The sequence below is a fragment of the Rhodophyticola porphyridii genome, assembly GCF_003688285.1.
Classification (GTDB): Bacteria; Pseudomonadota; Alphaproteobacteria; order Rhodobacterales; family Rhodobacteraceae; genus Rhodophyticola; species Rhodophyticola porphyridii.
Genome location: NZ_RCNT01000004.1, coordinates 319,836 through 338,091, shown reverse-complemented (window position 1 = coordinate 338,091; position 18,256 = coordinate 319,836). Strand labels below are relative to the sequence as shown.

The 18,256-nt window shown below is 60.6% G+C and carries 20 protein-coding genes; 12 read left to right on the top strand and 8 right to left on the bottom strand.

The genetic code is table 11. From position 1 onward, the window contains the following. Window positions 1-194: 194 nt before the first annotated feature. Complete coding sequence (locus D9R08_RS10415; protein WP_147450660.1) at window positions 195-395, bottom strand: hypothetical protein; 201 nt, start codon at window positions 393-395, stop codon at window positions 195-197. 1,234 nt (window positions 396-1,629) lie between these two features. Here D9R08_RS10415 and D9R08_RS10410 point away from each other — a divergent pair. From D9R08_RS10410 to D9R08_RS19625, 5 genes are all read left to right on the top strand, one after another. Then, complete coding sequence (locus D9R08_RS10410; protein WP_121897974.1) at window positions 1,630-2,490, top strand: LysR family transcriptional regulator; 861 nt, start codon at window positions 1,630-1,632, stop codon at window positions 2,488-2,490. Window positions 2,491-2,530: 40 nt separating this feature from the next. Beyond that, the gene (locus tag D9R08_RS10405) at window positions 2,531-2,965 is read left to right on the top strand and encodes a globin domain-containing protein (protein ID WP_121897973.1); all 435 of its coding nucleotides are present in this window, start codon (window positions 2,531-2,533) and stop codon (window positions 2,963-2,965) included. Window positions 2,966-3,049: 84 nt separating this feature from the next. Further along, entirely contained in the window at window positions 3,050-3,415 is a 366-nt protein-coding gene (locus D9R08_RS10400; RefSeq protein ID WP_147450659.1) for a hypothetical protein, read from the top strand. A 36-nt stretch (window positions 3,416-3,451) separates the two neighbouring features. Beyond that, window positions 3,452-3,640, top strand: coding sequence for a hypothetical protein (locus D9R08_RS10395; protein ID WP_121897971.1), 189 nt, complete (start codon window positions 3,452-3,454; stop codon window positions 3,638-3,640). Further along, on the top strand, window positions 3,641-4,102 hold the full coding sequence (locus D9R08_RS19625; protein ID WP_407690606.1) for a class I SAM-dependent methyltransferase: 462 nt from the start codon (window positions 3,641-3,643) through the stop codon (window positions 4,100-4,102). Here D9R08_RS19625 and D9R08_RS10385 read toward each other — a convergent pair. Beyond that, window positions 4,099-4,893 (bottom strand): LysR family transcriptional regulator, encoded by a 795-nt coding sequence (locus tag D9R08_RS10385; RefSeq protein ID WP_233557408.1) that lies wholly within the window; start codon window positions 4,891-4,893, stop codon window positions 4,099-4,101. The two genes, D9R08_RS19625 and D9R08_RS10385, sit on opposite strands and share 4 nt — an antisense overlap. A gap of 49 nt (window positions 4,894-4,942) precedes the next feature. On the opposite strand from D9R08_RS10385, the gene D9R08_RS19120 reads away from it, so the two are divergent. Continuing rightward, window positions 4,943-5,383, top strand: coding sequence for a hypothetical protein (locus D9R08_RS19120; protein WP_158598977.1), 441 nt, complete (start codon window positions 4,943-4,945; stop codon window positions 5,381-5,383). Window positions 5,384-5,613: 230 nt separating this feature from the next. On the opposite strand, the gene D9R08_RS10380 is transcribed toward D9R08_RS19120, so the two are convergent. Further along, entirely contained in the window at window positions 5,614-6,687 is a 1,074-nt protein-coding gene (locus D9R08_RS10380) for a S8 family serine peptidase (protein WP_158598976.1), read from the bottom strand. A 49-nt stretch (window positions 6,688-6,736) separates the two neighbouring features. Further along, the gene (locus D9R08_RS10375; protein ID WP_147450658.1) at window positions 6,737-6,940 is read right to left on the bottom strand and encodes a hypothetical protein; all 204 of its coding nucleotides are present in this window, start codon (window positions 6,938-6,940) and stop codon (window positions 6,737-6,739) included. Between the two features lie 249 nt (window positions 6,941-7,189). On the opposite strand from D9R08_RS10375, the gene D9R08_RS10370 reads away from it, so the two are divergent. Beyond that, window positions 7,190-7,510 (top strand): hypothetical protein, encoded by a 321-nt coding sequence (locus tag D9R08_RS10370; RefSeq protein WP_121897966.1) that lies wholly within the window; start codon window positions 7,190-7,192, stop codon window positions 7,508-7,510. A 45-nt stretch (window positions 7,511-7,555) separates the two neighbouring features. Beyond that, complete coding sequence (locus D9R08_RS10365; RefSeq protein ID WP_121897965.1) at window positions 7,556-9,373, top strand: hypothetical protein; 1,818 nt, start codon at window positions 7,556-7,558, stop codon at window positions 9,371-9,373. A gap of 28 nt (window positions 9,374-9,401) precedes the next feature. Here the strand turns inward: D9R08_RS10365 and D9R08_RS10360 are convergent, their stop codons facing one another. Continuing rightward, complete coding sequence (locus D9R08_RS10360; RefSeq protein ID WP_147450656.1) at window positions 9,402-9,761, bottom strand: hypothetical protein; 360 nt, start codon at window positions 9,759-9,761, stop codon at window positions 9,402-9,404. A gap of 305 nt (window positions 9,762-10,066) precedes the next feature. On the opposite strand from D9R08_RS10360, the gene D9R08_RS10355 reads away from it, so the two are divergent. From D9R08_RS10355 to D9R08_RS10340, 4 genes are all read left to right on the top strand, one after another. Next, window positions 10,067-13,012, top strand: a complete 2,946-nt coding sequence (locus D9R08_RS10355) for an autotransporter domain-containing protein (protein WP_121897963.1) — start codon at window positions 10,067-10,069, stop codon at window positions 13,010-13,012. Between the two features lie 107 nt (window positions 13,013-13,119). Continuing rightward, window positions 13,120-13,392, top strand: a complete 273-nt coding sequence (locus tag D9R08_RS10350) for a hypothetical protein (protein ID WP_147450655.1) — start codon at window positions 13,120-13,122, stop codon at window positions 13,390-13,392. A gap of 104 nt (window positions 13,393-13,496) precedes the next feature. Next, window positions 13,497-13,988 carry a DUF5946 family protein gene (locus D9R08_RS19115; protein ID WP_121897961.1) on the top strand — a complete coding sequence of 164 codons (492 nt, stop codon included), beginning with the start codon at window positions 13,497-13,499 and terminating at the stop codon, window positions 13,986-13,988. A 188-nt stretch (window positions 13,989-14,176) separates the two neighbouring features. Then, complete coding sequence (locus D9R08_RS10340; protein WP_121897960.1) at window positions 14,177-14,650, top strand: AAC(3)-I family aminoglycoside N-acetyltransferase; 474 nt, start codon at window positions 14,177-14,179, stop codon at window positions 14,648-14,650. Window positions 14,651-15,304: 654 nt separating this feature from the next. Here D9R08_RS10340 and D9R08_RS10335 read toward each other — a convergent pair. From D9R08_RS10335 to D9R08_RS10325, 3 genes are read right to left on the bottom strand one after another with little or no spacing between them, the layout of a single operon-like run. Beyond that, a complete protein-coding gene (locus D9R08_RS10335; protein ID WP_199709323.1) occupies window positions 15,305-16,165 on the bottom strand; it encodes an MFS transporter in 861 nt (286 codons plus the stop codon). A gap of 45 nt (window positions 16,166-16,210) precedes the next feature. Beyond that, window positions 16,211-16,765 (bottom strand): bactofilin family protein, encoded by a 555-nt coding sequence (locus D9R08_RS10330; RefSeq protein ID WP_121897959.1) that lies wholly within the window; start codon window positions 16,763-16,765, stop codon window positions 16,211-16,213. Next, the gene (locus D9R08_RS10325; RefSeq protein WP_121898003.1) at window positions 16,755-18,095 is read right to left on the bottom strand and encodes a DUF5930 domain-containing protein; all 1,341 of its coding nucleotides are present in this window, start codon (window positions 18,093-18,095) and stop codon (window positions 16,755-16,757) included. Before D9R08_RS10325 ends, D9R08_RS10330 begins: the two co-directional genes overlap by 11 nt. Between the last annotated feature and the right edge of the window lie 161 nt (window positions 18,096-18,256).

Sequence of the window (18,256 nt, the reverse complement as noted above, 5' to 3'; positions counted from 1 at the left end):
CCGCCCACACTCGAGCCTCGACGGGCTCACCCCTTGGGAGTATCACAAACGGTCAGAAGAGGACCAAACCCTGAACAGAGCTAACCTATAAACGCGGACTCCAAGGGGAGCAGGTCATAACGACTTCGGCATGAACAGAGCGCGCATTCAACTGTGGCTCGACGCACTCGGTCTGACATCGGAGCTGCCGTGAGTCACGGCGCACGGGACATGAAGACGGCGTCGACGTCATCAATAACGCTTGGGTCTCTCGACTTCGCGATAACGCCACACCCGTCCACCATGGGAACCAGCACGGCCAGCAGGTTCGGCAAGTCGGCCGTCGGTGTCTGTCCGCTACTGACACACAAAAGGAACTCCCGTTCGTCATTGTCGGGTCTTGAGTCCGTAGCCATCAGCAAGACCACCTGGCTTCCCATGCTCCAGTTTCCGAATGCAAAGAATAAATCGGGGGAAGCCTCGCGACACCGCGTCGATACAAGCGTCGGTATAGAGCTCCACCTGGAGAAAACCGGAATTCTTTTCACGAAGGCCTCCCAACCCAGGCCTTCGACACGTTCGAATTTCGTATCTCGGAACTCGTCCCGAGACCCCGAAAGGAAGCTTAACCGTCCCAAATCGAGTAGAGCACCAGTGCATTTGTTGCATTGGGCAACAGTTGGCCGTCCTTCTACGTCTTCGGCCAAATCTCCATTCGTAAGCGTATCCCACAGCCAAGCACCTGCACACGGAGCCACCACTGCGCCTAACGGTGCTTGTACGACAAGAGGATGCGTCAGCAAGCACCTTTGGAATCGTACTGCCATTTTGTCCGCCCGGGTCTGCTGATATCGAAGTCACCCACGACCAGTTCCGACGACAGCCAGACCGCCTGGACCTGTGGTCGGCGGCGTGGCCGGGCCGCGTGGATCGGGGGTTTGCGGGTCACTCTGTACCCCAAATGGCCCGCGGTCGGGGTCACCTCGGTCAGTATCCTCAGGGCAGATGTACTCACCAGTGGCCGAAATGAACCCGCCGGGGCAATCCTCAATTACGGTACAGGGCTCGGCCAGCTCCCGGTTTGGCGAGAAGACCCGGCCATCCGGAGCGACGCATTCCGAGATCGACCCGAGCTTGTTGTAGATCGGAACGCCCTGAACCGTTTGGCGCTCCGGTGCTTGCCGCTCAAATTGTGGCGTACAGGCCAAAATCGACAACGCACAAAGTGCAAAGGCCGATGATCTGGTAAGTGTTATCAGCATGTATCTTGATCTCTTTCAGGTTTGTTTTTTCCGTGAGTGATGCGCGTTTAAAGTCAAAATGCAGGCCCGGCGGGAACGACGTCGCACGATAGAATCTCAGTTCCACACCCGTTCCCCTGAAATGCGGGATCGTATCCAAACTCAACACGGGGCATCGCAATTTGGAAGCCGCACCAGCGCAGCGCGGCTATGCGGAAATATCGGTCTGCGCTCAAAACCTGTAGCATTGACTGAAGAGATATGCACTTATGGGGGTGCGTATATGTGCCAATGCATGTTCACAGTTCCGTACCATCCCTGTACATCTTCATAGGTGAAGGTGCCGCCGGGTACGCAGCCCCGATATCATCCTGACGGATTATGAGTTTTGCTCCGAGAGTGCAGTCGAATGGCCGAAAAGGATTTCGATTGGGATGACATCAAGCTGACGCTCGCAATCGCGCGCACCGGCTCTCTGAGCGGGGCAGCAAGGATACTTGAAATCGACCAGTCGACCGTAGGCCGCCGCCTGACAGCCTTGGAGGCCTTCCTTGAAGCAACCCTGTTCCAAAGGTCCAAACAGGGCGTTTTGCCGACGGAGGCTGGCAAGATCCTCATCGCAAGGTCCGGAGAAATGGAACGCCAGGCCGCAGCGATTTTCGACGACGTTCGCACAGCGGAAAAAAAGCCCGGCGGCGTTGTAAGGCTGCTTGGCAACCAGTGGACGTTGGATCGGCTGGTTGCCGGAGGGCTCGCACAGCTTTTGGAAGAGCATCAGGATCTGGAGGTCCGCCTGATCTCGGGGCGTCCCGGAGCAAGTCTGTGGCATCGTCATCCCAGCCTTGCGATCTGGTTTGAAACACCTCCCGTTGATCGGTCGTTTCAAGTCAAACTCGGCATGGTTCCTTTCGCAGTCTACAGAGCCAGAGAAATCAGTCCGGAGGTTTGGGTGTCCTTCTACGACGAAGATAACCCGGCGAACTCAGCCAGCCAGTTTCCGGCCCTCAGAACAGGCGGCACCGCTCTGGTTCGGATGCGCGCGGTGGACGCAACCTCGCTGCTCGCGGCAGTCGCCAACGGGATCGGACTGGGCCTCTTGCCGATGTGCCTTGCCGAACGCGATCCTCGCTTGATCAGGGTTTCGGTGCCCTCCGAGCAGGTCAACCGGCAGTTGTACATGCATTTGCATCCAGATTCCCTGAATTCACCCAGAGTGCAGATCGTGACGAATTGGCTGAGGGCGTCATTTCGTGATTTATTCCTGCCATGAAGGCCGGATGCCAGGTAAACTGATTAGAATTGGGTAAAAAATGAAACTGTCTGAAAGAGAAAAGAGCATTCTTCGAGAAAGTCTCCTGCGATTTGAAGAAGAACGCGAGGCCATGGCCAGCCTTTTCTACGCCAATATGTTCAAGATTTCTCCAAACCTGCGGCCCATGTTTGGGTCCGACATCATGGGTCAGACGCAAAAGACCATGCTGGAGCTGTCGGCTATCGTGGCAATTCTCGATGACACCGACGCCTGCGCGCGCATGATCGAAGAGCTGGCTCTACGCCACATAGGATATGGCGTCCTGCCCGAGCACTACCCCAGCGTCGGCGAGGCGCTTCTGCTGACCATTCAGCAGGTCTTCGGGCCGCGTTTCTCTCAGGAACACTATGCGACATGGCGCGCGGCCTACGCCGAGATGTCCAGGATCATGATTGATGCGGCCTACCCGGATGAAAAGGGCATTGCGGTTTGAGGCGTACGAACATGACGGTTTGGGCTTTCCTTGTGAAAGGGCTCGGGGTGTCCAAAGCGCTTCGACAGAAGAAAGGATACTATGTTGGGATATGTCTATATCGGCGCTCTCGTCACGACCATTCTCATTCTCATAGTCTATATATTGCCCGCCACCGCACGGCTCTGGGCGCCCTTCCTGATCGCCTTTATAATCGCTTTCTGCCTGGTCGCCTCATATTGGGTGTCTATCTATCGGGGGTTCAATGCAACCAATCCCCCGCAAGGTCTGGCATCCGAGTTGGAGGCCTCTTTCAGGTGGGCCGCCACCGCCTACCTCGCACTCTCCTGTGGTCTGCAATGGGTGCGCTATCGGGCAACCTCTTCGGGAAACACGGCATACAAGCACTGGCTTGTCGTCCTGTTGCTCGCCCCCGTGCCGCCTGCATTGATTTTCGTGCTCATGCGATAGAAGGCGCCATGCATGACAGTATGAAAGGGTGAGACGATGCCAAAGACGAAAGCGCTGAGCGCTACCGACTACGACACCGCCGCGCCTCGATGGGGCGACAAGATGCGGGCGCTGGGCTATTCTGATGCGTATCAGGGGGTTCTGGCGGCGTTTCGGACGCAGGGCAATCATCAGTCGCATCTGGTGGACATCGGCTGTGGCACGGCCTCGTTTGCGGAGGCCTAGATAGCGGTCAACGGCGCTCCAAAAAGACTGCTGCTGCTGGATCCCAGCCGCGCGATGCTCGAACGTGGGCGAGCGTGCCTTCGGGGCCTTGGCGTGGAACCGGTCCTCATACAGTCGATGTTGGGCGACACCGTTCTCGAACCCGCCCATGAGGCGCTTGCGGCTCATATCCTCGAGTATTGCCCGGACCCTGCCGCAGCGCTCACGCAAATCCGCGACACCTTGCGGCCCGGCGGGCGATTATACCTGGTCGTGTCCAAGCCCCATTTGTGCAACGCAATCATCTCGCTGCAATGGCGGCATCGAACCTTTGGTCGCGCTGAAATTCTGACGCTTGTTCATGAGGGCGGTTTTGCTGTGGAGGGCAGTTACGCGTTGCCCTCGGGTCCGCCGTCCCGCACAAGCATGGACTACGCGCAATCCGCAAGGATTGATCCCTCGACTGCCGCCCTTGTATCCTAATTCCCAGGGCAGATCGGCAAGAAGATCAACGGAAAGGACGTCCTCAACCAGGCCATCATCGCTTCGACTCGTTTGGACGAGAGTGAGTCCGGATGCACATGGAGACAGAGAGTTCGGTGTCGGTCATCTTCTGGTCCGGACAGGCACGTCAATCTGGTGTCATTGTCGCCGAGGCATCTTGGCAAGACCGCTTTCCCGATCCCGGCGGCCACGCTTTCCAGCACCGTTGCCGCATCGGTGCAACTGAGGCGCACCTCAGCGTTCGGATCATTTGATGGGTCCGCTTCGTATGTCTCGCGGCACCCAGCCGCGTTCTGCGCCCGCAATTTCACCCAGTCGCAGGGCAATGTCCCCTTGGCCGCATAGACGGCATATGGCACGGCGCCGAGTTTGACCGCAAAGGCGCCATCGGCGGGCTTTGAACTGAACCACAACCCGATACTTGGATCCTGATGCCAGACGGTAGGGTGGGGGATGTCGGATACCAGCCGCATCTCAATCTGCGGGTGCTGTTCCATGAACCCCCACAGGCCATTTGCGGCAAGACGGTTCAACGTCCATTGGTCGCCGCAGATCCGCAAGACACCAGCCCGCTGGCCGCCCGCAGCCTGCACCTGATCGACCAGAGAGGTCGCCCGGCGTTCGATCTCCGTGGCGCTTGCGAAGAAGACGGTTCCAGCTTCCGTCGGCAAGACACCATGCCGTGAGCGCTGAAAAAGCGTTGTTCCTAATTGCGCTTCCAATGCGGTCAGCCGACGGCTCACCGTAGATTGGTCCATGTTGAGGGCCATGGCCGCCTGATTGAGCGAGCCGGCCCGCGCCACGGCCAGGGATACTCTGATGTCGTTCCAGTCCATGTTTTCCAGTTCTCTTGCGAGCGCCCCGTGGGTAGGATGTGATCTGGGCGAAACGGGCGTCACCGGTATGTCGTCGCTACCGCAGGGGTTGCCGCCCGTCGCTATCGCCGTCCTCCCCAATGCCAGGACGGCGCGTCTGGGGGCGGTCCGTTTGCAGAAGGACTTGGTAGCGAGGCTCTCCCCGCATGTTGGTGCCCGGCACGACTCGGATGCCCTGGATGGCGACGGCGGCATCGCTGGCAGAATGTTCCTCATCGCAGGCATCCATTCCGGCCGTCGAACAGGGCACGGGGTGGGCGGTCGTGTTGCAGGCGGTGATGACGTGATCGTAGCAATCACCAAGGGACGAGCCTGCATCCGCATGGGCCATGTTAGCCGCAAGAGCGGAAGTGGCGAGGACGAAAAGGGATGTGTGAAAAAATGACGAGGGGTTCATGGATAAGATCTCCGGGTTTCAATCAACGCGGCATGGTGCCGTGTATGAGTGTTGGTCGGACAGCCCAAAGAATGGTTCAAAGGATGGCGGCAAGAAGTGGATTAACCTTGCGTCAATCTCGTTTTGTCGGCGGTCCGATCAGCAGGTGTCGACCTGGACAAAGCCCAAACCGAAGTCTCCGTCGCGACCGGGCGTGCCCAGATCCATTGCGCCGCCGATCAGGCGGCTACCGCGCGTTCGGCCGCGACCCGTCCCATGCGCGCCACTAGCGCCGAGACGATGGCAGCAGAATGTGACGTCCCGGACTCGTAGGCTCCTCCCCGACCTCCGGCCACGAAGAGGTCCACGCCCGGTGCCGCGACCTCGATATGAGCGCCGTTGTTGGCGGCCCCCTTCCGTCGCAGAAGGGCGTCCACAGCGGTGACGGCGATCACGTCGGGATGCGCGGCAGGATGGACCGGGCGGGAGGTCCTGTCGTTTCCGGCAGCCGCAACCATCACGGCCCCTCGCCACGCCGCAGCCGAAAGGAGATCGGCGAAGGCTCTGTTTTCAGGACCGGCAAAGGACATGTTGATGAGCCAGACGCCCCGGCCTGTCAATCTGTCGAGCGCCGAGCCGATGTGCTCCACGTCGGTCGCATTCCCGCCGCCCTCACGCCGGAAGGCCGTGATGGTATGCAACCGCGCTCCTTGGGCAAAGCCACTCAGGTTTCCCGCCCCGTCGCGCCCCACGATGAGGGCGGCAATTGCTGTTCCGTGTGCCCTGGAGGCTCCGCGATCCCCTTGACCCAGTACGCTTTCCGACACGACCGATGACGCGGCCAACGCGGGGTGGGACGCGTCGACCGGTCCATCGATCAATCCGACCGTGACCGATTCCGGTGCGGAACACCGGCTTGCACCGGCATCATCAATCAACGTGGGTGCATAGATGCGTGGGGCCGCTTGGGCGAAGCGGTAGATGTGATGCAGATCGAAGACGCCATCGGGTGCGACCGGCGCGACGGCCGATCGTGCGTCCTGCAGGTCCAGTTGCCTGGGCAGCAGAAACACAACCGTGAGCCTTCCCAGGGCCGCGAACGGCCGTTGACGCAGCGACTGCGCGCCCGCCGCCACAAGGGCGTCGATCGCCGGTTGGGCCTGCGCGGGCGGCACGACGAGGATGTACTCCGGGCGCCCCGAGGATTGCACTACATCGGCGTCGCGCGGCGCCGACGTCCCACCGCCTCTATCATCCGGCCCGCCTCCGCCGCGAGGTTGCGCCATGGCCAGGCCCGCGCTGAGGACGATCATTGTCATGGCGGCCAGGAAGCTCCGGAGCAGGACAGACATTACATGCCGGTCACTCATCGATCCGGCTCACGCTTTCGATGATATCGGTCGCGGCGGCGAGCTGTGCAAAGGCCTCGTCGACCGCAATGCCGGGCGTGCAGGACAGATCGTAAAGGCCAACGGCCGATGGCCCCGAAGCGACCTCGACACCAGCGGCCAGCATCAGCGCCCGGATATCACCCTCGCGCGCGTAGGGGTTGACGCCGTGGCGCACCACGCCCTTCAGTAGCGCAGCGTGCTTTTGTCACTCGCTCGGCGTCAAGAAACGCTGGATATCGCGCTGTTCTTGCCCGGGCGCCGCTCTGTGCGGGGCAACACCCGTATCTGTGAATTTGCAGGGTCTCTATGCAGGACTACATCTTCAGCAACATCAATATCGGCTCTACCGTGGAGCCAAGCGCGTTCAGCGTCCAAGCGGCAGACTCGTTCGAAACTGCCTTCACAAGGTAACAAGGTTTTTCAGATGCGAAGCCTAGCAGAAAGGGGCGAGGCATATGGCGGCGGCCTGCTCGTCGGGCTGGCCATCCTCACGCTATGGGGCGGCATGATCGACGCGTTGGCGACGGGTGTCGCGTCAGCCGCGGCTATCGCAGTTCCCTATATCGTGCTGCTCGTTCTCCTGGGGTTGACGTTGCCAGTCTATCGCGGGATCATAGGTGGACTGCCCCTCGAGAGCCCGTTCTCATGGGTCGTCTTAACCGCACTGCTGTCGATCACCGCTGTCGTGCTGGCTCCACTGATCGGGCCGGGTTTGATCGCAGCATATTTCCGCGGCAAAGGATAACACTTGATTTTTCGTGCGTTCATTTCTGCGGGACACTTGCTTGCTATGGCGCTCATTGCAGTCCCGCTTTCTCCGGAGCGGGCCTTGGCGCAAACAGGCATCGAGACCTGCCTGGCCGCGCCCGGGCCTGCCTGCGTTGACCTGATCGCCGCAGCGCTCGTGGAACTCGAAAAGGCGACAGTCGACCCCGACCGGCGCGCCTGGGCGCAACTGCAATTGGCCGGTGCACTTGCAGAAGGCGGGCAATTCGATGCCGCCGAGCAGGTATTGGCCCGAATGGAGGATCCCCCAACGAGCCCGGGCATAAGCGACACCGCGATCCTGAATGTCATCACCTTTCTGGACGCCGAAAGCCTGGATCGCGGCTTGGCGCTGCTGGACCAGATATCCGATGACGGGATCCATGCCATCGCCCGCGCCCAGCACATTGCCTACTTGGTCGAACACGGCCATCTCGAGCGCGCCTTTGCCGACGTGGTCGCAACCGACAGGTCCGGCCTGCCGCTGGGGTTCGTCGGGCTGGACAAGCTGGCCGTCGCATTGATCGAGGCGGATCAGATCGACACGGCGCTGCGTCTGGTGGTCGAAAACATCCCCGACGACCTGTCGAGACGGGGCGCCTTGCTGCGCGGGCTGGTGGTCAACAGGCTCGACGCGGGCGAGATCACCGTGGCGCAGGACCTCATGGCGCATATCGTCGATCCGACATGGCGGATCATATCCAATGCGCAGATCGGCGAGGCATTGGCGCAGACAGGCGAGATGGCAGCGGCCGAAGAGGCGTTCGCCCTCGCCCGAAGCGACTTGGCGGCACTGCCCAATCCGGACCAACGCTACTACGTCTTCGAAGCCTTCGCCCGCGCGACCCTTTCGGCCGGTCGTTCCGACCTTGCCATCGCTGCGATTTCCGATGTCAGCACGTATCGGTTCGACCAGGTGGATGCTTACGACATCCTTGCCCAGATGGCTTTGTCCCGTGGGCTCGACATCGATTTCAACGCCCTTCTGAGGGTGGCCATGGACACACTCGAAGCGGGCCCGAGCGATGGCGGGGATATCGGCCTCCGGTTCGATGATCATCTTGGCCGCCTGGCCCGGACCATGGCCATGTCGGGCGACATCGACCGGGCGGTGGACACCCTCGCACGGATCCGCGATGACGAGCGCCGCACGCAGGATTTTTCCAACGTCGCCCTGAGCCTTGTGAACACGAACCAGTTCGAGGAGGCACTGGCACTTCTTTCCACGCTGGAGGACCTCGAAGCGCAGGCGCGGGGCCTTATCAGCCTGGCCCGCGCGGCGGACCTGCAGGGAAACGCGGATGTCAGCGCGCGCGCCAGGGGCATCGTGCTGGGGTTGGTCGAAGGGCCGGAATGGGTCCCGCTCAGCGACTACGCGATCAGCCGACTGGCCGAGCTGGAATCGAGCCAGGGATATTATGCCATTGCCGAGAACCGCCTGCGGTTTCTGGAGGACACGAACCTTCAACGGTGGGGGCGCATCGCCAATCTCGGCTTTGCCGCGCTGAACGGCACCCCCGAAGAATTCCAGACCTACCTCGCAATCGCGCAAGAAGCTGTCGCCGATCTGCCGGACCCGGCCGACCGTCAGCAGCTGACCAGCAACCTGGTGATCCAGTTGGTCTACGCGGACCGGATCGACGAGGCGTTACGCATCGCCCACGCCACGGAAGACGCCGCCGCCCGCGACGCGGTGTTCGTGACATTGGCAAGCGCACTCAGCGGCAATCGCAACCTGACACTGGCGATGGCCGCTGCGGACTCCGTCGCGGACCCGATCCAGCGTCAAACCTATCAGCGTCTTGTCTGGATATCGGCCCTCAGGCAATCGCTTGGACTTTAGGCTCCTTGAGTTGAGGCCGCAGCGCCCCTCAAAAGAACGGGACGATCAGAAACGGCGGCAGAAACGCGCAAAGCAGCACGACGATCCAATGGCGATAGCCCCCGATGTCCATGGATTTCGCCCAGCGCCGGATCGCCTGCACCACCGCGGCCATGACCACATATCCCGAGGCGACCCCGCGAAACGCCAGGTCGATGGCCGCGCCCAACCCACGCGGCTCCTCCATGGCAATCGGGCCGACATAGGCCGAGACCCAGAACAGGACCAACGCAGCAAGCGCAACCCCAAAGGCCAGGATCAGCGTTTTTCCGGGCTGCGCATAGGCGGGCCAAACATAGAGCACACCGACCAGTACGCCCAGAAACACAACCCCAACTATGAAACCCATCGCCGTCCCCCGTTTGTCCTGTGCCCGTGGCTGGCCGTGACCGATGCGGTTGGCCGACCGGCCCGCCCCGCCCCTCACCACTACCATCCTAACCCCTCGGGGTCTGACCTGGCACCGGCTTTCCCCGGATTCATACCCGCATTCCCGCATAGCGGCGATGCAGCGGTGCGTATTCCCAAATAGCTGATCCGGGCGGATAACGCGCTGAGGCCATCGCAGCGATGACCCGTGCCCCCTGATCCTGGGCGGGTCACTGGTTCAGAAGGCGCCCCGCATGCGGGCATCAGGAAACGGGCAAGAAGAATATGGAAACCATGTTGAAGGCTCTCAGGTCCAGCGTGAGCCTGGGTGTTATGCTCAGCCTAGCGATGCCTGTGTCACCGGTATTGGCGCAGGACACGTTCACCGTCAACGGGCCGACTTTTGAGACCAACGGGACTTTGCCCGGCGATCCGCCGGTTATCGTCGACGGCGACGACACGCTGATCGTGGCCGCGCCCGCAGGCTCCATCACCGTCGGCGGCGTCGGTCAAAACGCGATCCAGACCACCGGCAACAACAACACCGTGATCATCGAAGACGGCACGCCCACCCCGGCCCTGACCGTCAACGGCGCTGGCGGCGACGGCATCAACATGACCGGCGACAATTCACAGGTGATTGCCGACGGGCGGATCCAGATTTCCGGCGGTCCGGATGGTACCAACAGGGGCTTCGGGATCGTGGTCGAGGGTGACAACGCCAATATTCAGGTCCTCGGCTCCCAACCCCTTAACTCGATTGTTGTGGGCGGTGTTGACGCCGTCGGCATCGCGGTGTTCGGGGACGACGGCCGCGTGATCTCGAACGCCTTCATCGACATGATTTCGGACGGAAATGTCGGAATATGGGGCGAAGGAGATCGCATCACACTGACCAATCTGAGGTCTATCGGCATTTCCGGGAATGCAACCGGCATGTTGCTGACCTCCGAAGATGGGCTCGCGGTCAACGCAGGCTCCATCAACAATTCAGGTGCGGGCGGATTCGCCAACGTAATCGCCATCGACGCAAGCGGCGACCGGGTTCGCGTCATCAACCTCGGAGGCATCTCCCTACTTGGTGACGACAGCCTCGGCATCCGCATGTTTTCAAATGATGGCAGCATCCTGAATGAAGGAGATATCGAGCTGTCTGGCGCTGGCGTCTCGCGCGGCATCTTTGTGAGCGGCTCGGGAAACACGATGGAGCACACGGGCACCATCGCGATGACCGATCCCGCCGGAACCATCTCTATTGGCATCAGCGTGATAGGTGGTGACAATGTCGTCTCGGTCACGGGAAACGGGGAGATCTCGACAGCCGGGGCGAACGGCGACGGCATTAATGTCTCGGGCATCGGCAACCGGGTGTTCTTTGATGGCCTGCTCATCCAGACGACTGGCGACGACGCTTCCGGTATCAGCGGCGGCAGCGGCAGCGGGATCATCATCGAGACCGGCTCGACCAACGGGGCCGAAATCGTGACCCAGGGCACGGGTGCATACGGAATCGATGTGGGCTTAAATTCCGACGATGCGACGGTTCTGAACGGGGCAAATATCTTCACCAATGGGCTTGGCGCGCACGGAATTTTTGTCGAAGCGGGCAGCGACAATCCCGTGATCACCAACAGCGGCGAGATCACGACAAATGGTAACGCCGCAGGCATCCGAAACGACGGTGACAACGCACGCATCATCAATAGCGGCGAGATCACGACCAGTGGATTGCAGGCGGCCGGGGTATGGAATGAAGTAAATGATGGCTCTTGGGTGACCAACAGCGGGTCGATCTCAACTACTGGCTTTTTGGGCCATGGACTCTACAGCTTCAACAGCACCAATGTCATACTAGAGAACACCGGCGAGATCCTTGTCACGGGCGACGGTGCTTCCGGGATTCATTCAGACGTAGGCAGCGGCCAAACGCTGATCAACAGCGGTCTGATCCGGGCAGAAGGCACTGCGGACGAAGGGATTTTCGTCAATGTCGATGACACGACTGTCCTGAATTCGGGTGACATCCGAACCGATCCCGGCATTGAGGGGCTCTTTATCCGCGGCGACAACGTCTTTGTCCGCAACACGGGCCGCATCTTTTCGGGATTGGGCGCGGGCGACCTTTCGTTCAGCTCGAACGGGCTGAACACCCATCTGCGGCTTGATCCCGGCTCGATCATCGTGGGCGAATTCGAGTTCCTGGCTGCCGGTGCGACTCTCGACGTGGGCCTGCCCAATGCTGCGCTGACGTGGGATTTGGCCCCGCCCGACACCATTCTCAGCGACGGGCGCCCGCAACTTGTGGTCGGCAATACCCTCTATGTCTTCGACCCGGCGCATTTCGGGGCCATGGATCAAGCCGCTTTTTCAATCCTCGATCAGATCAGCTTCACCCTCGATCAACGCCCCTCAGCACCCAACCCGGGCGAGCGAAGCGTCTGGGCCACGGGCAATATCGCCAGCGCGGGCGACGCGGACGAAGTGGCGGGAATACTGGGCACTACCTTCGCCCTGTCGGCAGATCGGTATGTCGGGGGCTTTGTGGGCACCCAGACGGCCGCATTTGAAAGCGCGTTCGGCAGTTCCGAGATCAACAGCCGCATGATCTTCGGCGGCCTGACATGGGGCGGAGTCACGGAATGGGGGTTCTTCGAAACCGCACTCAGCTTCGGCAGAACCGACCACGACTCGATCCGCCGGGTGGCAAACAACACCGTGCTGACAGGGATCGAGGAGGCCATCGCCAACCCGACCAGTACCTTCCTCAGCCTGTCTGCAACACTTGGCACCGAGACTGATTTCAATGGCATGACAGTGCGGCCAAGTGCACGCCTTCGTTACAGCTGGCACCGGGCCGACGCCTTTTCGGAGGCTGGATCGCAAGCCAACATGACGGTGGAAGCCCGCGACTCCCGGCGTCTGGACTTTCGCGCGATGGTTGAAAGCGATCTGACCCCCTGGCAGACGGCACTGGGGGATGTTGGGATCACCCTCTACGGCGGGCTTGATCTTGGCTACGGCCAAGCTGGCGATGTCAGCGCCATGATCGCGGGGCAACCCGTGGACTTCGGGGTCGAGCCGGCCGGATTTAGCGCAGAGGGTTTTGTAGGGGCGCATGCAACCTTCGATATCCGCAACGGCGCGACCCTGCGGCTTTCCGGTGAACTGGGAGCAGGCGGCGAAAACGGGGTCGAGGTGAGACTGGGCGCCATGTATGCGCTTCGCTTTTGAGCCGTATGACAGATCGAAGACCCTTTGTGCGCCGCCCACCCAAGCCTCGATGGAGGCTGCTCGCGTTTTGTCTTGGCGCAATTGCCGTGCTGGCAAGCGGACAGTTCGTGGAGAATGCCTATTATCTGGCGACCGGAACCGGCTTCTTCATCCCAGCCGAGAGTACCATCTGGACCTTCCGTGTCGTTCGGATGAACGAGGGGTCAGGCGAATGGTGGGCTTATGCCGTCGACGCTGCAAACCATTACGCGCTGCTTCCCTCAGGTCAGGAAGGCTATCTTGTGTTGCCGAAATCAGTGGTGCCCCGAGGCTTTGTCCCATTTGACACAGAAACCTGGATCGGTGCGACCTGGCGCCCAATCACGCGGGTCGATCTCTAGTTGGTTTAGATGACGCGCTGAAAGCTCGCTCCAATGGCACCTGAATGGGCCAATAGCTTGAAGAGGATTTCTCATTGATAGATGCATCCAGAACCGAGCGATGCATGGGGTGCGGGGCAGTGCTCCCTGTTACGAATGGGCCTATCCACGCCTACATGCAGTCGTCGCCTGCCTGCTTCGCTGCCTTCAATAGCCTGCTCGCAGCCGAATACAGTTCAAACAACCTGCTGGACGCGCACCGCCTGACGGTCGACACATGGGCCGTTCAGCATCCGGGCACCCAAAAAGACCGACGCGCCGTCCAATCCGTTGGCTTGCACCTCGCCCGCTTGATGTTGCAACTCACAAGTCCCCGCCCGCCACGCGAAACCAACGCCGTGATGCTGGACTTCGCGCAGCATAAGAAGACACTCCGCCCGCTCATGGTGCCTGTGGAATTCAGGGTGAGAGCAATCGATATTGCACCTTTCGCGGGGACTTCATTCCATATCTCCAAAGTCAGAGAGTGGGCAGAAGCGACTTGGCTGGATTGGTCCGATGCACATCAATACATCCGGTCCTGGGTCACCGAATACGCGAGCCTGGACGTTGATTAGATCCATGGCCAAAGACCGGATAGCGCCCCGGTGACAAGGCCCAGACTTCGCTGGCTTGAAGCAGCGTCAAGGTGATCACTGATAATGAGAAACAAGACCTGAAAGCAGCCAACACTTGAGAGCAGCCCCAAAGGCTGACCCTTCAGACGCAGTGTGCAAGTCTTGCATATCCCTATTGGAGAACCATCATGACGCCAAAAGCCGAACCCCTAGCTTATTCGATCCGCCGATTGGCGCCCGGTGACGACATCCGTTATGGCGAAATGCTTGATCTGTTTGCTGAAGCTTTCGATGATCCGGAAAGCTACAGCAGCGCAAGGCCTTCACCAGACTACCGGCATGTCGTTCTGGCGAAACAAGATTTTTTCGCACTTGTCGCTCTTGCGGGCGGGAGGGTTGTCGGCGCGTTGGTCGCATATGAATTGCCAAAGTTTGAGCAAGATCGCTCGGAGTTCTACATTTACGACCTTGCCGTCGCCGAAGAATGGCGACGCCAGGGCGTTGCGACCGCAATAATCGGAGACCTTGGGGAGATTGCAAAAGCGAGCGGCGACAGCGTCATGTACGTGCAGGCAGATTACGGCGACGATCCTGCCATCGCCTTGTACACCAAGCTTGGTACCCGCGAAGACGTGATGCATTTCGACATTTCGATAGACTGATTGAACCGCAAGGGTTGGTACAACCTCCGACAATCCCAGTGCGGTTCAACCCGCGCAAGAGAGTCAGTACCGTCCCTCTTCAGCATCGATCAGTTAGCGCCCATGAATATCGATGCGTGTGACCGCCCTCCGCAAATGCCAAGAGCGTACACCTACGACAAATTCCGGCAAAAATCCTGTGGGCTCTATGGCAGCTTGATAACGAAGAACCGATCCAACCTGAGGGATGCGGTAGAGGACGAAAGTCACGTCATCCAATTAAATTATTGTAATATTATTTTTTATTCAATGGTGCTCCCACAACAATCCCGCGGCCGGCAGAGATCCAGTCTGGAAAAGGACGGCAATCGAACTAGTTTATGATCCACCATCAATCCGGTTGAAAACGGTGATTGCGCAACTGGCGAGCTATCCTCAAAATCACAAGGATAGTCTGTTGATCTGAGGTGTCCTTTTTAAGGCCAACCTCTGCTCGGCTGCGGTGCTCAACCGATTCTACATTCGAGGAAAGGCGGCTTTCTTGCCCAGTACAAGAGAAGCGACCAAGCGACTGCTCTGGAGGATAAGTTGGGGGGATTTTATTTTAACAACTTGTGCAAGATACGTATATTGGTTCATTTTTTATGAATATTTGGTGCGGGTGAAGAGCAGCGTCTACAGCGCGAAATAGATCAGAAAGGTCGCCCCGTTCGCGGCAGAGAAACCGGGATTTCGGAACAGATCAAGCGGAACCATGGGCGAGGGGCTGCGGGTCTCCCATGCCAGAAATCCCGCGAACAGCGCCGCGCCGACAAGGGCGGGTGTCCAGTTGACGGCATGCCCTTCGGACGCGCTGGTAAGGCCCAGAGCAATCAGGGCGAGCGCACCGGTGATCAGGGCCGCGCCGGGCAGATCCAGCGAATGATCGGGGCGCGCGGGGTCGGCGGCGACTTTGGTCAGGATCATCCAGAGCGCCAGCGCGCCAAGCGGCAGATTGATCGCGAAGAGAAGCCGCCACATCTCGGGGCCGCCGAAGCTCAGAACCAGCCCGCCCAGGATCGGCCCGAGTGCGGTGGTCAGCGCGGAGGCCGCTGCCCAGATGCCGATGGCCCGGCCGCGTTCCGCCGAGGGGTAGGCGCGGGCGATAAGCGCAAGGCTGCCGGGCACCATGACCGCAGCGCCGATGCCCTGAAACACGCGCGCCATGATCAGCGTTTCCGGCGTGGGGGCGACGGCGCAGGCCAGCGAGGCCAGCATGAAACCGGCAATCCCGGCGGCGAAGACGCGGGCCAGCCCGTATCTGTCCCCGATGGCCCCGTCGATCAGGATCAGCGCGGAGAGGGGAAGCAGATAGCCGTTATTGATCCATTGCGCCTGAACCAGTGTCGCGTTCAGGCCGTCGCGCATGGCCGGCAGCGCAATTGCGACCAGCGTGCCGTCTATGAACCCGAGGGCCGAGGCCAGAATGGCGGAAAAGAGAATGAACGGCCGTGCCTCGGGCGCGCAAAAGCCGGGCACATGGCCCGGCTTTTTCACTGTCGTGGCGGCGGCGCCCTGAGAAGGCAGGCCAGTGCTCAAGGATCAGCTTTTGCTCTCGGCGGCAGCCGCGGGTTTGGGCGCGGCCTGAACCGGCGAGGAGGGGGGCTTGGAAACCGCCGAAGGCGGCGTCGCCTTGGGCTGGCCCGAGGTGGCAAGCGGGTCTTCCTGGCGCTGAACCGAGCCTTCGAAATGCGCGCCCGATTCAATGGCGATGGTCTTGTGGATGATATCCCCTTCGACCCGCGCCGTGGATGTCAGGCGAACCTTCAGCCCTCTGACCCGGCCGACCACGCGGCCGGTGACCACGATGTCATCGGCAACCACTTCGCCTTCGATCGTGGCACTTTCGCCCACGGTCAGAAGATGGGCGCGAATATCGCCCTGCACATGGCCCTCGACCTGGATATCGCCCGATGTGCGCAGATTGCCCACAATGGTCAGATCCGCACTGAGCGTGGAGGCGGGCGGCTTCGCCTTCGGTGTGCTGGGGGTGCCAAGCGGCATTGCCGGGCGTTCGACCGGCACGCTCGCCGATTTTGCGGCGGCGTCATCGCCCGGTTTCGGGGCGGGATCGTTGATCTTGGATTTAGAAAACATCTCTACCTGCGGTGATGAAGTTCATCGGATTGATTGGAGTGCCGTTCTGGCGCACTTCGTAGTGCAAATGCGACCCCGTTACACGGCCCGTTCTTCCCATATCACCGATCCGGTCCCCGCGCGAGACCCTTTGGCCTTCGGACACGCGAAGGCGCGACATATGAGCGTAACGCGTTTCGATCCCGAAGGGGTGCTGGATCTTCACCATGAGCCCATATCCGCTCTGGCGCCCTGCAAATATGACCACTCCGTCACCCGCGGCGTAAAGCGGCGTACCCACGGGACCCGCGAAATCGGTACCGGCGTGAAGCCGCCGACCGCCATTGATCGGGTCGCGGCGATAGCCGAACCCGGAGGTGAAGCGGACCGACGACTGAACCGGCATCGCGAAGGGCAGTTGCTCGGCCGCCATCCGGTACAGGTTCACCTGGTCGAGACCTTCCAGCACCTCGTTGGCACGCAGCGACATCGCGTCGGGTTCCTGCCCGCGTGACGACATGGTGATTGGCATCAGTGGCCCGCCCTGGCCGGAATAGCCGCGGCGCACCTGCTCGATGATCTGGTCGGTGGGCATGCCGGCGCTGCGGAACATGTTGTCCAGAGGTTCCAGTGACATTGCGACGGCTTCCTCAATCTGGGTGAAGATGCGCTCGTTCCGCTCGGCGGCCAGTTCGGCCTCGAACTGAAGCCGCTCTACCTCGGAATGAGCTTCGGCCATGTTGAGATGCGCATTGTCGCGTTCGCTCGCGGTATCCTCCAACGCCTCGGCGAGGAAGGTCATCGTCTGTTCCATGTCCTGCTGGCGGCCGGCCGCGGTCTGGATCGTTCCGGTTTCGGCCTGAAGTTCGGCCATAAGCTGATCAGCGCGGGCGCGGGCCTCGTCGCGTTCCGACATGGTGCGGCGCAGCGTGGTCTGGATCACGTCGACGGCCGTTTCCATCTCGCGCCGGCGCTGTTCGGATTCCAGCAGCCGCGACTGCATGTCCGACACTTGATCCATCGCCACCGCGAACCGGTCCTGGGCCAGACGTGCCTCCGCCGCGCGGGCGTCGCGCTCGTCGGAAAGCGCATTCAGTCGTGTCTGGTAGGTCAGTTGTTCGCGCGCGGCCTGATCCCGGGCGCCGCCTGCGCTGATCGTGTCGATGAGGAAAATGGATGTGACGATGACGGTCCAGCCCACGAAAAGCGCGCCGCCTGCGATCATCAGGGCCTGTGTTCCGGGTCGGAGCCGCACGAACCGCGTGCCTTCATCGGCTTTGAGAAACAGTCGCTGTTCAGGAAGATGCTTTTCCAAGACCGCGCTCAAGCGGTTTAGTGCCCGTGTCTTCACGATATTCTGCCCCATGCTCCGTCTTGTCGCCCGCACGCGTCATCCCCTACGCGGCATCGTAGCTCCGCAAGGGCATAAGCGATGGGGATTATTGCCTCAATGATTTATCTTTAAGTGTGGCTAAAAGACGCCAGCAATGGGCGGTTTGAGCGGAAATCCGC